Below are 15,065 nucleotides of genomic sequence, written 5' to 3'. Positions count from 1 at the left end.
GCTAGCGGCGCGCGAGACACCCCAAGGCAGCAGCGTCAATGGCGCTTGCCGCGCCGCGCGTGCGATAGGCGTCGATGATGTTGCGGCCATCGCGGCCGATGCTCTGCACGCTGAGCGATTGGGATGAACGGATCGCGGCGATGATGGCAAGATCCATCTGTCTGTCCTTGGCCCAGCCGCTATTGCCGCGCGCGGCAAGCTGGAATCGGCGTCCGCCTGCGCTGAGGGTGATGCCGCTGTTCGTTGATCTTTTGCGTGAAAGGCGGACATAGACCTGATGCGACAGGCCGCGCTTCGGCCAAAAACCCACCGCTACAAACCCCCCGGAGCCGTTCGTTTCCTCCGGGCCGCCAATGGCGTAGCAGCGCGCCGTTTCTGCGTCGCGAAACGCCGCCCAGCTTTGCCATGCCCCCAGCCGGTCGCGCGCCAACGCCGGAACCGCAGACAGAAAAAGCAAGAGGACGAGGATGGTCCTCAAGCGCGCTCGCCCCTTCCCGCACCGTCGACAACCAACTCTTCTACGCCGTCGCGGATCATCACCATGCTGCCCTGGGCAAGGCCCGGGGCGATTGGTGCGCCAAAGCGTTCGAGCGGCGGCAGGCCGAGCAGAAGGCCGCGCATCACCCGCGCGGTCATGCCATGGGTGATGATCAGCATGTCACTTTCAAAGCTCTGTTCTGAAAGCCATTGCTGCACCCGTTCAGCAACGTCGCGATAATCTTCACCGCCCGGTGCCTTTTGAATGAAAAGCTTATGCTCCATGTCCATCAACGTGGTGATATCGGGGGCAATGTCTTTGTAATAATGGCCTTCCCAGACGCCGACGTCGATTTCGCGCAGCCGTACATCGGTGGCATTATCATGAAAATCGCGGTCCAGTTCTTCAACGACCAGCGCCAGTGTCTGCAACGTCCGCCCGGCTGGGGAGGAGACAAGCGCCAGCGGCTCGTGCGGCTCGATATGGCGCGAAAGGCCGATTCCCATTTCGGTTGCCTGCTCGCAGCCCTCGCGGGTTAACGGGGTATGGGCGTGCATGCCCTGCATCCGCCCGGCCGCGTTGAATACGGTTTCACCATGCCGCGCGATGAACAGCCTTTTGCCTTTTGTAACCAATTTTCAGACCCTTCTGCGAAGCGCCCTTCTTCCACAGAATAATCAGCACTGCAAAGCCAATCGGCTTGCCCTAGATCGGAAGCTTGTTAAGACGGATTCGCCGATTTTCAGGCACAATAATTTTAGCGCCGTACTGAAACAGGGCGGCCTTAGGGGATTGACCGGACGATGAAAGCGACGATCGAGCGCGCGACACTGCTGAAGAGCCTGGGCCATGTTCAATCGGTGGTTGAACGGCGCAACACCATCCCCATCCTGTCCAATGTGTTGATCGAGGCCAGTGAAAATGGTGCGATCCGCTTGACAGCGACCGACCTGGATTTGCAGATCGTGGAGACGATTGCAGGCGATGTCGAAATTGCAGGCGCAGCGACAGTATCGGCGCATACGCTGTTTGAAATTGCCCGCAAACTGCCCGAAGGCAGCCAGGTGCAGCTGAACGCGGCCGATGGCCGTATGGCAGTGCATGCAGGCCGTGCCCGTTTCAGCCTTGGCACTTTGCCGCGCGATGATTTCCCGATGATCGCCGAAGGAGAGCTGCCCACCAGTTTCGAACTGCCTGCGGCCTCGCTGGTGCAGATCATCGACAAGACGCGCTTTGCCATTTCGACCGAGGAAACGCGTTACTATCTGAACGGCATCTTCCTCCATGTCACCGACGATGGCGATCCGATGCTGAAGGCAGCTGCGACCGACGGTCACCGCCTCGCCCGCGTCACCCTGCCTCGCCCTGCTGGCGCAGAGGGGATGCCTGACGTGATCGTCCCACGTAAATGCGTTGCCGAATTGCGCAAGCTGCTCGACGAAAGCGGTGACAATGCGATCCAGATCGACCTTTCGGCTTCGAAGATCCGCTTCACATTCGACAATGCGGTGCTGACTTCGAAACTGATCGACGGAACCTTCCCCGATTATAGCCGAGTCATTCCGACCGCGAATGACAAGCTGCTGAAGATCGACCCGAAAAGCCTGTCAGAGGGCGTTGACCGTGTGGCGACGATCGCCACTGAAAAGACCCGCGCTGTCAAGGTTGCGCTTGAAAAGGATAAGGTGACGCTTTCGGTGACCAGCCCGGAAAATGGGACGGCGGCTGAAGAAGTACCCGGTAGCTATGGTAGTGACGGTTTCGAAATTGGTTTCAACGCCCGCTATCTACTCGATATATTGGGCGAGATTGAGGGCGACACGGTGGAACTGCACCTCGCCGATGCAAGCGCGCCGACGCTTATTCGCGAGAACGACAAGTCCGCAGCGCTCTATGTGTTGATGCCGATGCGCGTCTGATCGCTGCGGCATTTCATCAAAACGGGAAGGGGCGGTTTCGACCGCCCTTTTTTTATGCGCAAAAAAGGCCCGGGCCATTTCGGACCCGGGCTGTGAAGTCGGACGTTCGCGGGAGGAACGTAGGGAGGCGGCGGGATCGGGAGAGGGAGGAGAGAGACCCCACCGCCAAGCTGTGGTGGAAAGCGACGCTGTTCTAAGCCTCGCCTTCCATGAACCTTAATAATTGTAGGCGCGCTCTCCATGTTCGGTGAGGTCGAGCCCTTCGCGTTCGGCTTCTTCGCTCGGGCGCAGGCCGATGGTAAATTTGAGGCCGTAGAAAAGCACAGCCGATACGATGGCGGTCCAGATCACGGTCACGCCGACCGCCTTGATTTGGGTGAGCACCTGACCCGCCATGTCATAGGTTCCTACGGCTGCCGGGAAGACCGTGTAGTCGAAGAAGCCCTGGCCGCCCAATGCCGGGTCGGCAACGATGCCGGTGCCGATGGCGCCGACAATGCCTCCAATGCCGTGGACGCCGAAGACGTCGAGCGTATCGTCATATTTCAGCTTATTCTTCACAAAGGCCACGAACAGGTAGCACAGACCCGAAGCCGCAAATCCGAGCAGGATCGAGGTCATCGGGGCGGCAAAGCCGCTGGCTGGGGTGATCGCGACCAGACCTGCAACTGCACCAGTTACCGCGCCGAGTAGCGACGGTTTGCCGTGGTGGAACTGTTCGATCAGGCACCAGGCGACAGCGGCAGCTGCGGTGGCGACGAAGGTGTTGATGAAGGCGAGAGCGGCGAGGCCGTTGGCTTCGAGGTTGGAACCTGCGTTGAAGCCGAACCAGCCCACCCACAGCAGCGAAGCGCCGATCATGGTCATGGTCAGGCTGTGCGGAGGGGTGGCTTCCTTGCCATATCCGATACGTTTGCCGACAATGAGGCAGCCGACCAGGCCAGCAATACCCGCGTTGATGTGGACAACGGTTCCGCCGGCAAAATCAAGCGCGCCCCAGCCCCAGAGCAGACCTGCATCGGTCGGTGCATCGGGCAGGAAGTCCGGGCCGGCCCAGTACCATACCATGTGGGCGACCGGGAAATAGGCGAAGGTGAGCCACAGGACGGTAAAGATCATCAGTGGCGCGAATTTGATGCGCTCGGCAAACGCCCCGACGATCAGCGCCGGCGTGATGCAGGCGAAGGTCATCTGGAATACGACGAACGCATATTCCGGGATATAGACATTGTTGCTGAAGGTTGCGGCAACTGTTGTAGCATCAACCCCCGAAAGGAACGCTTTTGAAAAGCCGCCGATAAATGGTGCAAGCGCGCTGTCGCCGCCTGATGTAAAGGCAAGGCTATAGCCATAGGTAACCCAGAGCAACGCCGCGACCGAAACGATCATGAACACCTGCATCAGCAGTGAGAGCATGTTCTTGGTGCGGACAAGGCCGCCATAGAATAAAGCGAGCGCCGGGATCGACATCAGCAGTACCAGCGCGGAGCTGATCAGCATCCATGTCGTATCACCCTTGTCGACCATACCCGCCATTTGTTCAGCGGTTGGCGCCTTTATCGGCCCGTCGGCAGCTGCGGCCACGGTGGCCGCCGCCTCTTGTGCAAGCGCGGGGAGCGCAGCCAGTGTGGCTACCCCCGTTGCACCAATCCATTTCAATGTTTTCAGCATAGATTTTCTTCCCTGATTGGTCCGGTTTTTCTGGTTAAAGCGCGGCGCTGTCAGTTTCGCCGGTGCGGATGCGGGTCGCGGCTGCAAGATCGATCTCGAAGATCTTGCCGTCGCCGATCGAGCCTGTGGCCGCCGCCGCTTGGATCGCCTCGACTACGGCGCCGGCACTTTCGCTTGTGCAGGCGACCTCGATCTTGATCTTCGGCACCATGTTGGTGGTGTATTCAGCACCCCGATAAACTTCGGTCTGGCCTTTCTGCCGGCCAAAGCCCTTGACCTCTGAAATGGTCATTCCCGATACGCCCAGTCCGGCCAAAGCCTCGCGGACTTCATCGAGTTTGTGTGGCTTGATGATGGCAATGATATATTTCACACGCGCCCCCTTGATGATTGCAGGGAACCATAATGCAAAGGGCGTGCCAAATGCGGACAGGCGGGAAACGGGGGCATTATGCCGCAATGCAGCAAGCAAATTGACTAAAATTTAATCAGCAAAAACACACTGATTAAAAATTAGGCAATATTCAGGCTCGCCCATAATGGCAGATGATCGGATGCGCGTTTGGTAAGCGCGCTGTCATGGGCGCCGCAGCTTTCGACGCCGATATCATGGCTGACGATGATGCGATCGAGCCGCGCCACCGGCCGAGTGCTGTGAAAACTGGGGGGAGTCTTCACCAACCGATGATGGTGAAACGCGAACTCGGATAAAGCCCCGCGATCCGACCATTGATTGAAATCGCCCATCAACACGGTGGGCAAATGGTGCGTGGCGCCGTCCAGACGGGCCAGAAGCGCGCGAATCTGCCGCCGTCGCCACAGGCCGGATAGATCAAGATGGGTGCCGATGATCCGCAATGGCCGTCCATGCATGATGATCTCTGCCAGCACCGCGCCACGCGGCTCGAGTGTGGGCAGCGGCACGATCTCGCTGTGCCGCACCTCGGTGCCCTTGCGGACGAGCAGTGCGTTGCCATGCCAACCGATGCTTTGCGGACGTCCGCCAATCTCGACCGGCACATAGTCGCTTTGTTCAAACAGCATGTGATGGGGCAGTGCGCTCATCCGGTTGCCGAACCGCCGGTCGGCTTCCTGCAGCGCGACGATATCGGCATCTATTTCGCGCAATACCTCAATGATCCGGGCCGGGTCACGGCGCCGGTCGGTGCCGACGGCCTTGCGGATATTGTAAGTCGCAACCTTGATGGCGTGCACTTTCTATTCCGCCGATCTGGTGAGATACAGGACGACCCTGCGGATCATTTCGAAATGCGTGGTGTCCGGCGCGTCGAAACAATCTGCCATAGGCATGGTCTGCCAAAGCCAACGGGTGCAGTCCAGACTAATCGGTCTTTATGGCTGCCGGTCAGCAACTCGTTCCAGGAATCGGAATGCCCAACGGACCCTTGCATGGTTTTTTCTTCTTGGGCTCGGCAGCGGGTGCAGAGGCGCCGCCCATTGCGCCATCACCCATGCCGACCATGAAGCTCGCAAAGGATTTGAAGCGCGCCTTGGCCGTCCATTCGATATTCCAGACCGCTTTGGGGTCGGTCGGTTTGGGTGGGAAGGCGAAATTCTCCTCAGGCCCAAAGGCATTCATGCTGCCGAACATCATGCCTCCTGCAGCGGCTCTCGCTTCGGCGGGAATAGCGCAGCTGGTCTGCGAAGGTGGCATAATATTTTTCGCCGCGATCTGGCGCTGCACCTCTGCGGGGGATAGCCAGCCCATGCTTTCGCCAAAATCACGATTGTTGGCTGAGGTCCACATCACCATGTCGCCACCTTGTCCTGACCGTTCCATCTCACCCATCACCCAGGCGGCGTAACCTGTCGCGGTCGGTACGCTGTTCCAGTTGAGCTGGACCGCTGCGCCTTCGCCGACTGCGATCTTGAGTGCCGCCATATAGTCGTTTGCCAGCGCGAATTTGATTTCGGGCGTGAAATTGCTCGCGATGCGATGTTCGCCGCGCAGCGATGATCCAGACTTTGGTTGCTTGCTATTCCTGCCGTTTGGCCACCAGGCGGCGTTCTCATCGCGCGCCTGTGCAGCGGCGCGATAGCCCTGCATCGCCTGCGGCATGTTGGGCGGCATTTTCGCGGTTGGCATCTTGGCGAAATCGATGATGAACGGCTGCCCCTTGGGGGCCTTTTCATTGCAGCCCCAGAATATCAGGATGCGCCCCTTGGGCTTTTCGAAGTTGCGGTCGCCTTCATAGCTCTCGTCGGGTGCGGTCGGTTTGCCCGGAACGTCACCCAGCAAAGGCACCGATTTTCCCATCTTGGCGCTAGGCAGAAAGAAATGGTCGCCCTTTTCGGGTTGAACCGGCGCCGCAACTGCCGATGTCAGCCGCAGGTCGAGCATGTAGTTTTCATTGCCGCCGCCGCCAAGCAGCGCGCCAAGCCCGCCACCCATCATGCTGCCCATTCCCATGCCGGACATGGTCTGAACGTCCATTGCATATTGGGCCTTGGGACCAGTTGTCTTTTGCGCTGAACCAGGAACGACCCCGATCAGCGAAGCAAGGATAAAGGCGGCAGGGATACGGGTCGAAGCAGACATGGCATAACTCCGTCTTGGCCGGCGGATTGCACCGGCGGGTTATGCGACCCGATTCTTCTTGTATCCTGGATAGTCCTCGGGGTGAGCCTCGGCAAGTCCCTTGCCAGTTGTCGCCTGCAGCAACCGCCTCGGCCTCGCCCGGCCGATCAGCCGGCCGTACCACCCACAGTTAGCGCGCTGACCAATGTCGTTGGCTGGCCGACGCCGGCAGGCACGCTTTGCCCGCCCTTGCCGCACACGCCAATGCCTTCGTCGAGTGCCATGTCATTGCCGATACCGATCACCTTGGTCAGCGACGTCGGCCCATCGCCGATCAATGTTGCGCCCTTGATCGGATCGCCCAGTTTGCCATTTTTGACGCGATAGGCCTCGGTGCAACTGAACACGAACTTGCCCGAAACAATGTCGACTTGTCCGCCACCAAAGCTTTTGGCAAAAATGCCATCCTTCACCCGGCTCAGCAATTCTGCAGGATCGTCGTTACCGCCTTTCATGAAGGTGTTGGTCATGCGCGGCATGGGTGCATGGGCATAGGATTGGCGGCGGCCATTTCCGGTAGGGGCTACGCCCATCAGTCGGGCGTTCAGCCTGTCCTGCATATAGCCTTTGAGGATGCCGTCCTCGATCAGCACATTTTCCTGCGTAGGCGTACCTTCATCGTCGATGGATAGCGATCCACGGCGGTCGGCAATTGTGCCATCATCCACCACCGTCACCCCCGGCGCAGCGACGAGCTGGCCGATCTTCCCCGAAAAGGCCGACGTGCCCTTGCGGTTGAAATCGCCTTCAAGCCCATGGCCAACAGCTTCGTGCAGCAGCACACCGGGCCAGCCAGGGCCGAGCAGGACGGTCATTTCGCCGGCAGGGGCGTCAACCGATCGCAGATTCGTCAAGGATTGTGCTAGCGCTTCGTCAATCGCGCGATTCCAAGCTGCCTCGTCAAACAGGTCATCATACAGCTTGCGCCCGCCAAAGCCGAAAACGCCCGTTTCGCGGCGCCCATTTTCCTCGGTCACGATTGAGACATTGAGGCGCACAAGCGGGCGGATATCAGTTGCGACAAAGCCATCGGCTCGCACGATCTCGATCACTGACCAGCTACCCGCAAGGCTTACCGAAACCTGCGCTACACGCGGGTCGCGCGCACGGGCGGCGGCATCGATTTTCTGGCAAAGCTCGACCTTTTTGGCGAAGGGTACCAGATCAAGCGGATTGCCATCGGTGTAAAGATGGCGGTTGTTCTTACGCGGCGGCGGGGCGGCTTGCCCCTTGGCCGGATCGAGCAGTTGCAGCGTTTCGGCGGCGCGGCGAATTGCGCCTTCGCTGATGTCATTGGCGTGGCTGAACCCAGTCATTTCGCCCGAAACGCCGCGCAGGCCAAAGCCTGATGCGGTCGAATAGTCAGCCATTTTCAGACGGCCGTCATCAAAACCGAAACTCTCGCTTGCGCTATACTGCAGGTAAAGTTCGCCGTCGTCACACGATTGCAGGGCATCGCGCGTCACGCGCATGGCGCCATCGGGATCTAGAAGGCCGGGTTGGTAAAGAAAGCTGCGCGGATCTGTAATGCTCATAGGCCCGATATAGGCAGTCGCGCGCACAAGGAAAGGGTGTTCAGCCTGTCTTCGCTTCGCCCTTGTCCGCCGGGCCGCCGACCAGCACGAAACGGCGGTCGCAATAACCGCATTCGACATAGCCGCTTTCGTCGATTTCCAGCCACACGCGCGGGTGGCCGAGCGCTGCGGGCACACTATCACCGCTGCCATCGCAGGCGATGCGGCGGGTGCGGACGAAAAGAGTTTCAGGAGCTTGGGTCATCCGCGGCCGTTAGCAAAGCGCGGCGTGCCCCGCAACGGGCGAGTTTACTGGTAATTCAGCGTAATGGTCCAAGTGCCGCGATATGTGCCGGGCGCCTGGTTGGCATTGACGTCAAGCGTTGCACCGACTGGAAAGGCAAAGCCGCCGCTGGGCGTGGCAATACGAAAGACGCGCGGCGTCGTCGTAAGCACGGCGGTCGGTGTGCTACCAATGACAAATGTGTGCGCCCGCATCCGCGTTCCCGGGCCTGTCAGGAAAATGCTGTTGCTGCCCAGCGAGATCTGGACGCGCTGGTTTGGCTGACCGAAACCGGCAAAAATGGCAGTATGATGTGTGTTGCCGGTCAATGTGACGCCGCCTGTGCGTGATCGCACGCCACTGGGGGCGACTGTAATGGTGCCACTGGCATTGCTGGCGAAGATCTGGCCGAAACTGAGTTCTTCCGTTTGGATGAAGCTGAGCCGCGTGACCACGCCAACTTGTGATTGGGTGCGTTCGGCATCTGCATGTGCAGGCGTCACGAAGCCGATACAGGTCAGCGACACTGCAGCCCAAGTCGCAAAGCGCGCAATATATGTGGAGCGACATCCCATTCCACAGCTTTTAGCAAGAAGCTGTAAATGGACAGTAAATTTGCGGTTGCCCGTCTTTCCGGATTGCTTTGGGCCTTGCACGGCCGGGATGTATGCAGCGAGCTTCCGGAATGCAGACGGGCGTGCCTTATCCTTGGCAGACAGCCAACTGCTCGCTCGCACGAATCGTACAGCCAGAAGAACTTTATTTGCCCCGCTCATGGACAGTGTCTGTCACACCGGGCTGCAACATTGGCTTAGTGTTTACGGTTAACGCAGCTTAACCGGTTGCAACACAGCCTTGCATTGCGCGGCCTGACAGGCTCGGCTATCGATTTGTGTCTATGAATGATGCAGCTATTTCGATCCGCGATCTTTGCAAAACCTATGCCTCTGGGAAACAGGCGCTAGATGGCGTCAGTTTCGATGTTCAGCGCGGGTCGATATTCGGCCTGCTTGGTCCCAATGGTGCGGGTAAATCTACGCTGATCAATATCCTTGCCGGCATGGTGCAGAAAAGCGCCGGCACGGCGAGCATCTGGGGTTTCGATATCGATGCCAACCCGCGCAATGCAAAGGCATCTATCGGCATTGTGCCTCAGGAAATCATGTTCGACCCCTTTTTCACGCCGTTTGAGACACTGGAACTTTATGCGGGCCTTTATGGCGTGCCTAAGGCCAAGCGGCGCTCGATGGAGTTGTTGCGGGCGGTAAGGCTGGAAGATAAGGCCAATGCCTATGCCCGCACGCTTTCAGGCGGGATGAAGCGGCGGTTGCTGGTGGCAAAGGCAATGGTGCATTCGCCGCCGGTAATTGTGCTCGACGAACCGACCGCCGGGGTCGATATCGAGTTGCGCCAGCAATTGTGGGATTATGTGGTCGAATTGAACAAGGGTGGCACCACCGTCGTTCTGACCACCCATTATCTCGAAGAGGCGGAGCAATTGTGCGACCGGATCGCGATCATCAACCATGGCCGGTTGATTGCGGATAAGCCGACGCGCGAACTGGTGGGAATGGCGCGCGAGAAAGCCGTTCTCCTGACCCTTGACCGCGATATTGATACCGTGCCTGCGCATCCTGCATTTGAAAAGGTGGAACGGATCGCCGACCGTACGATAGAGATCACCTATAACAAGGACCGCATGAACGCGGGAGAGGTGCTTGCAGCCGTTCAAGGCCTGGGCCTGGGCATCATAGATGTGACCACCAAGGAGGCCGATCTTGAGGATGTGTTCCTCAGCCTCACCAGCGGATCGGCCGAATAGGCCCCTTCCCCGAAGGGAAGGGACACCCATTCAGAAGCGGTAGCTGATACCGGCGCTGACGACCCAGGGGTCAAGTTCATGCTTGGTGCTGAGCGCCAGAGCGTTGCCAGCAAAAAAGCGGGCGGTTGTGTTCATGAAATACCGCTTTGCATCGAGCGACAGGCCAAGGCCGCTATCGTCGAGGGCAAAATCGATACCACCCTGCAGCGCAAGACCGAGTTCGTTCGAAAGGTCGACACGCGTTGCGCCCAGCGTGCGTGCGGTCGCATCCGGCTCCTCACCGAAAATGATGAAATAGCTTGGTCCTGCGCCCAGATAGGGTTTGAACCCGCCGCCAAGGTCAAGATGATATTTTGCGGTGACAGTTGCAGGAATGATGTTGGCGTTGGAAACCAGCCTTGCCCCGGCCAGTGCGCCTGCGCCAACAACATCATGTTGGGTGACGCCGGCGATTGTCTCGACGGACACATTGGGCGTCAGGAAATATTCAATGGCAACCGTCGGCGTCACATTGGTGTCGGCCTTGGTCTGGGAACCTGCCGCAAGCCCGATGCGGTCAGTGTTAACCTTTGTGATCTTGGCGCTGGGATCAACCAGCGTTGCAAAAGCCTTGACCTGAATTTTGCCCTGCGGGTCTTCGGCTAATGCGGGAGACGCGGCCATGGTCGCGAAAGCGGCCATTGCCAACATTTTTGTGGTAGTTTTCATGATGAGCTAGCTCCATCTGGTCCTTGAGCCGGCAGTACAGGATGCAGCCCTGCCGGCCATGCATCCCTGTTTCATCCCTCGTCGCAATTGGGGATGCAGTCCCCGATGTTCAACCCTCTGACTCTACGGGCTTTTGCCTATGTGTGATCGGGAATCACGGGAATTGACAGCGCGTATGCAAAAGCACAGGGAAAAGAGGTGGCACATAAATCCGACATCCTCATCATTGGTTCGGGCGCGGCCGGACTGACCGCTGCGCTGCAACTTGCCCAGAAATACAAGGTGGCGGTTTTGGCCAAGGGCGCGTTGTCCGACGGTGCAACCGCCTGGGCCCAGGGCGGTATCGCCGCTGTACTTGAACCCGGCGACACCTTTGAAAGTCATATTGAGGATACGATGATCGCCGGTGGCGGTCTGAACAACCGTGCGACCGTCGAATTTGTTGTCGAAAATGCGCCTGAGGCAATCGACCGGCTGGCAAAACTCGGCGTGCCTTTCAATCTTGACGGCCCAGATAAGGGCGACTGGCATCTGACCCGCGAAGGCGGACATAGCCACCGGCGGATCGTGCATGTGGATGACGCTACTGGTTGGGCGGTGCAGCAGGCGCTGGAAGCTGCCGCGCATGCCAATCCCAACATCACTCTCATTCCCGATATGGTCGCGATTGACCTGATATTGGGGCGCCACCAGCTTCGCTTTTCGACAAGCGGGCGCATTCATGGCGTCTATGCATTGAATCGTGCGACGGGCCTGGTTGAAACCTTCACTGCGCGCGCGACAATCCTTGCTAGCGGCGGGGCAGGGCGGACCTATCTTTATTCAACTGCACCACGCGGAGCGACCGGTGACGGCATCGCCATGGCGTGGCGCGCAGGATGCCGTGCGTCGAACATGGAAATGATGCAGTTCCATCCGACCTGCCTCTACAATCTGGAGATCAAGAATTTCCTGATTACCGAGGCTGTGCGCGGCGAAGGCGGGATATTGAAAAACCCCAAAACCGGGCATCGCTACATGCCTGATTATGATCCGCGTGCCGAACTTGCCCCGCGCGATATTGTTGCGCGTGCCAATGATGCCGAAATCAAGCGCGACGGCCTAGATTATGTCCATCTGGATATCAGCCACAAACCGGCGGACTTCGTGAAAGCGCATTTCCCCAACATTTATGAAAAGCTGATGGGTCTGGGCATCGACATCACCAAGGAACCGATACCGGTTGTGCCGGCGCAGCATTACACCTGTGGCGGCGTGCTGGTTGATCTGAACGGCTGCACCGATGCGCCGGGGCTTTATGCCGCGGGCGAGGTCACCCAATCAGGCCTGCATGGTGCAAACCGCCTTGCGTCCAATTCGCTCCTTGAATGTTTCGTATTCGGCGATTCCTGCGCACGCCATATTGATGCCAATTGGGACAGCCTGCCGCCGCCTCCGCCGATCCGGCCATGGGATGAAAGCCGTGTGACCGACAGCGATGAAGAAGTGGTGATCGCCCAGTGCTGGCGGGAAATCCGCCAATTCATGTGGAACTTTGTCGGCATCGTGCGCACCACCAAAAGGCTGGAGCGGGCCAAGCACCGGATCGACCTGTTGAGGCAGGAGGTCGAGGATTATTACAGCCACTTCCGCGTGACACCCGACCTCATCGAGTTGCGCAACCTTGTCGAGGTGGCCGATCTGATCATCCGCTGTGCACTGACCCGCAAGGAAAGCCGCGGGTTGCACTATACACTTGATTTTCCTGAGGCGCTACCTGCGCCCAAAGATACCGTGCTGGTGCCCTAGGCCCTTTTGCGCGCCACCCACATATGGTGGATGCCGACAATCACCGCGCCGATGGCAAGGCCGATGACGCCCGAAATCGTCGCGTCGGCAATCCATGCAGCGGCACCTTCGTGCAGGCCCACCCAGTCTGCGGGATGCAGGCCAAAGCCGTGGACGATGATCTGCCCACCGACCCAGAGCATTGCAGCGGTGCCGACGATCGAGAGGAAGGACATCAGTTTCGGCATGGCCCTGACGAGACCTCGGCCAATCGCCTGCGATGCGCCATTTTCGCGCTTTGCCATGTGCAAGCCGATATCGTCCATTTTCACGATCAGCCCGACCACGCCATAAACCGCGATGGTGATGCCGATGGCGACCACTACCAGAACGCCGGCCTCCAGCCAGATTGAGGTTTCAGCAAGGCCTTTCACCTCGTTGAGGGCGATTGCCATGATTTCCGCCGAAAGGATGAAGTCGGTGCGCACCGCGCCCTTCACCATTGTCTCCTCATGTGTCTTGTCGCAGACCTCGGCAAGTTCCTCTGCCAGCGTTTCTTGCTCATGCGGCATCAGTTTTTCGAGGACCTTTTCGGCACCTTCGAAACAGAGAAACGCCCCGCCGGCCATTAATAGCGGCGTGATCGCCTGTGGCAGAAAGAAACTCAGCAGCAATGCGACCGGCAGGATGATGACGATCTTGTTGAACAATGATCCCTTTGCGATCCGCCAGATGATTGGCAGTTCGCGGTCCGGGGTAAAGCCTGTCACATATTGCGGCGTAACCGCAGTATCGTCGATCACTACCCCGGCAGCCTTGCTGCTGGCCTTGCCTGCAGCCGCTGCGACATCATCGATCGATGCGGACGCCACCTTGGCAATAGTGGCAATATCGTCGAGCAGCGCAGCAAGGCCTGAAGGCATCGTATAACCTCTTCTTTAGGATTGAGACTTTTGTTAGCCGCCTGACCGAACGCTTGTCGATAGCGCATCGCCGCCAACGTGACAGAGCGCTATGCAGCCGCAGCCCGACTAGTTGCCGTCAAACCCTTCTGCCAGGAAGCGCTCTGCAAGCGCGGCATGGAGCGCGGCGCCCTTTGCCATCACACGTTCGTCGAGGACCATGCGGTTTGAATGGAGGCCGCAGCAGGAACGCCAGTCATCGCCTTCATGGCTGGCGCCGAGGAAGAACATAGCGCCCGGTACCTTTTCGAGCACATAGGCGAAGTCTTCCGCGCCCATGATGGGATGATCGAGCGACATCCAGCTCTCGGTCCCAAACTGCGCCTCAACCACCTGCTGGCCAAAACGGACAGCATGATTGTCGCAGATTGTGACCGGGAAGCCTTGTTCGATATGCACCTCTGCCGAACAGCCATGGGCGGCAGCAATGGCGGGGATAAGGCGGTGCAACTCTTCGGCGACCATCGCCCTGCGCTTGGGCGACAAGGTGCGGATCGTGCCGAGCATCGAAGCGGTTTCAGGAATGATGTTGTTGGTTGTGCCCGCTTCGATCTTGGCAATGGTGATGACTGCGGGATCGAAGACCGAAATTTTGCGCGTTACCATCGACTGGATAGCCGAAACGATTTCGCAGGCGACGGGGATTGGGTCGGTCGCGTCATGTGGCATCGAGGCGTGCCCGCCCGCGCCCTTGACCTTGATCGACAGGACGTCGGACGATGCCAGCAGGGGGCCGGCACGGCCGGTGAAGATGCCATGCGGCGCGTTGGGCATGATGTGGAGGGCAAAAGCCGCGTCAGGCAGCGGATCGATTAGTCCGTCGTCGAGCATGAAGCGTGCGCCATGATGGCCCTCTTCGCCCGGCTGAAACATGAAATAGACTGTACCGGCCAGTTCGTCCTTACGCGCGCAGAGCATCTTGGCCGCGCCCACCAGCATTGCGACATGTGTGTCATGCCCGCAGGCGTGCATCGCGCCTGCCGTTTCGGACGAGAAATCGAGGCCGGTGTCTTCATGCAGCGGCAGCGCATCCATATCGCCGCGCAGCAGCACGGTGCGCCCGTTGCTCGGCCCTTTCAGCACGGCCAGCAGGCCGGTGGTCGATGGGCCTTCCCGAAATTCGAGCGGCAGACCAGCGAGGGCGTCCTTGATCTTGGCCAGCGTTTTCGGGTTTTGCAGACCGAGTTCAGGCTCGCGATGGATCGCGCGGCGCAGTTCAATCAGGTCGGGCAGGATAGCGTCGGCGTTGTCACGCCAGAGTGAGTCATTCAGCGTCATGGCTGCTTGCTAGCACTTGCTGCAACGCAAGGGTAGCGCCTTAAATGCCCCCTCCCGCATGGCA

At 59.1% G+C, this 15,065-nt stretch carries 15 protein-coding genes; 3 read left to right on the top strand and 12 right to left on the bottom strand.

Going from position 1 to position 15,065, the window contains the following annotated elements; genetic code table 11:
• Position 1 precedes the first annotated feature (1 nt).
• Positions 2-478, bottom strand: coding sequence for a hypothetical protein (locus RSE16_00270; protein ID WRH75951.1), 477 nt, complete (start codon positions 476-478; stop codon positions 2-4).
• Positions 475-1,113 (bottom strand): histidine phosphatase family protein, encoded by a 639-nt coding sequence (locus RSE16_00265; GenBank protein WRH75950.1) that lies wholly within the window; start codon positions 1,111-1,113, stop codon positions 475-477. Before RSE16_00265 ends, RSE16_00270 begins: the two co-directional genes overlap by 4 nt.
• 168 nt (positions 1,114-1,281) lie before the next feature.
• Here RSE16_00265 and dnaN point away from each other — a divergent pair, with 168 nt between their 5' ends.
• The gene (gene dnaN, locus RSE16_00260; GenBank protein WRH75949.1) at positions 1,282-2,397 is read left to right on the top strand and encodes a DNA polymerase III subunit beta; all 1,116 of its coding nucleotides are present in this window, start codon (positions 1,282-1,284) and stop codon (positions 2,395-2,397) included.
• Positions 2,398-2,613: 216 nt separating this feature from the next.
• On the opposite strand, the gene RSE16_00255 is transcribed toward dnaN, so the two are convergent.
• The 7 genes from RSE16_00255 to RSE16_00225 all read right to left on the bottom strand — a co-directional run bounded on the left by RSE16_00255 (position 2,614) and on the right by RSE16_00225 (position 8,991).
• Positions 2,614-4,068, bottom strand: a complete 1,455-nt coding sequence (locus RSE16_00255) for an ammonium transporter (protein ID WRH75948.1) — start codon at positions 4,066-4,068, stop codon at positions 2,614-2,616.
• A 34-nt stretch (positions 4,069-4,102) separates the two neighbouring features.
• On the bottom strand, positions 4,103-4,441 hold the full coding sequence (locus RSE16_00250; GenBank protein ID WRH75947.1) for a P-II family nitrogen regulator: 339 nt from the start codon (positions 4,439-4,441) through the stop codon (positions 4,103-4,105).
• A gap of 140 nt (positions 4,442-4,581) precedes the next feature.
• Entirely contained in the window at positions 4,582-5,283 is a 702-nt protein-coding gene (locus RSE16_00245) for an endonuclease/exonuclease/phosphatase family protein (protein WRH75946.1), read from the bottom strand.
• 151 nt (positions 5,284-5,434) lie between these two features.
• Positions 5,435-6,628 (bottom strand): hypothetical protein, encoded by a 1,194-nt coding sequence (locus tag RSE16_00240; GenBank protein WRH75945.1) that lies wholly within the window; start codon positions 6,626-6,628, stop codon positions 5,435-5,437.
• A gap of 146 nt (positions 6,629-6,774) precedes the next feature.
• Positions 6,775-8,202 (bottom strand): metalloprotease TldD, encoded by a 1,428-nt coding sequence (tldD, locus tag RSE16_00235; GenBank protein WRH75944.1) that lies wholly within the window; start codon positions 8,200-8,202, stop codon positions 6,775-6,777.
• 40 nt (positions 8,203-8,242) lie between these two features.
• A complete protein-coding gene (locus tag RSE16_00230) occupies positions 8,243-8,446 on the bottom strand; it encodes a zinc-finger domain-containing protein (protein ID WRH75943.1) in 204 nt (67 codons plus the stop codon).
• 44 nt (positions 8,447-8,490) lie between these two features.
• Entirely contained in the window at positions 8,491-8,991 is a 501-nt protein-coding gene (locus RSE16_00225; GenBank protein ID WRH75942.1) for a DUF4402 domain-containing protein, read from the bottom strand.
• Between the two features lie 371 nt (positions 8,992-9,362).
• On the opposite strand from RSE16_00225, the gene RSE16_00220 reads away from it, so the two are divergent.
• A complete protein-coding gene (locus RSE16_00220; GenBank protein ID WRH75941.1) occupies positions 9,363-10,286 on the top strand; it encodes an ABC transporter ATP-binding protein in 924 nt (307 codons plus the stop codon).
• A gap of 30 nt (positions 10,287-10,316) precedes the next feature.
• Here the strand turns inward: RSE16_00220 and RSE16_00215 are convergent, their stop codons facing one another.
• On the bottom strand, positions 10,317-10,994 hold the full coding sequence (locus tag RSE16_00215) for an OmpW family outer membrane protein (protein ID WRH75940.1): 678 nt from the start codon (positions 10,992-10,994) through the stop codon (positions 10,317-10,319).
• A gap of 198 nt (positions 10,995-11,192) precedes the next feature.
• Here RSE16_00215 and nadB point away from each other — a divergent pair, with 198 nt between their 5' ends.
• Positions 11,193-12,782 (top strand): L-aspartate oxidase, encoded by a 1,590-nt coding sequence (nadB, locus tag RSE16_00210; protein WRH75939.1) that lies wholly within the window; start codon positions 11,193-11,195, stop codon positions 12,780-12,782.
• Here the strand turns inward: nadB and RSE16_00205 are convergent.
• A complete protein-coding gene (locus RSE16_00205; GenBank protein WRH75938.1) occupies positions 12,779-13,684 on the bottom strand; it encodes a DUF808 domain-containing protein in 906 nt (301 codons plus the stop codon). The genes nadB and RSE16_00205 overlap by 4 nt on opposite strands.
• Before the next feature lie 108 nt (positions 13,685-13,792).
• A complete protein-coding gene (locus RSE16_00200) occupies positions 13,793-15,001 on the bottom strand; it encodes a M20 family metallopeptidase (GenBank protein ID WRH75937.1) in 1,209 nt (402 codons plus the stop codon).
• Between the last annotated feature and the right edge of the window lie 64 nt (positions 15,002-15,065).

This window comes from Sphingobium sp. (assembly GCA_035196065.1).
Taxonomy (GTDB): Bacteria; Pseudomonadota; Alphaproteobacteria; order Sphingomonadales; family Sphingomonadaceae; genus Sphingorhabdus_B; species Sphingorhabdus_B rara.
This window is presented reverse-complemented; position numbering and strand designations above follow the sequence as displayed.